Genomic DNA, 538 nt, shown 5'->3' with positions numbered 1-538 from the left:
ATGAAATATTATTAAGAACGGGCATTTTAATCTCTCTCGTAATGGGTATGGTTGCTTTATTCATGGCGGAATAATTGACGCGGCTCACAAAAAATAATCATGAAAATTCCCCTTTGAATATTCAGGTTGATGATGAAGACCATTATTCACCCTATCCCACGGTAGCCGACGATATTTCTGTTGCCCTGCCGTTGATGGATGATGAGTCACCAAAAGAGGAACGCAATGGAAAGAAACAGACTGGCCCGGCAGATTATCGATACCTGCCTGGAAATGACCCGCCTGGGGTTAAATCAGGGGACCGCCGGCAATGTCAGCGTGCGCTATCAGGGAGGAATGCTGATCACCCCTACCGGTATCCCATATGAAAAGCTGACGGAAGACAAGATGGTCTTTATTGATGCCGACGGCCAGCATGAGCAGGGAAAACTGGCCTCCAGCGAATGGCGTTTTCATCAGGCGGCCTACCAGACGCGACCCGATGCCCAGGCGGTGGTCCACAATCACGCTGTTCATTGTACGGCGGGGTCGGTCCTCA

The 538-nt window shown here is 50.0% G+C and carries 1 protein-coding gene; it reads left to right on the top strand.

Features of this window, described 5'->3' with window-relative positions; all coding sequences use genetic code 11:
- Positions 1-225 precede the first annotated feature (225 nt).
- Positions 226-538: class II aldolase/adducin family protein (locus ABD353_RS40145; protein ID WP_344628629.1), on the top strand; the 313-nt coding region annotated here is incomplete at its 3' end.

This window comes from Kitasatospora arboriphila (assembly GCF_039528095.1).
Taxonomy (GTDB): Bacteria; Actinomycetota; Actinomycetes; order Streptomycetales; family Streptomycetaceae; genus Kitasatospora; species Kitasatospora arboriphila.
This window is presented reverse-complemented; position numbering and strand designations above follow the sequence as displayed.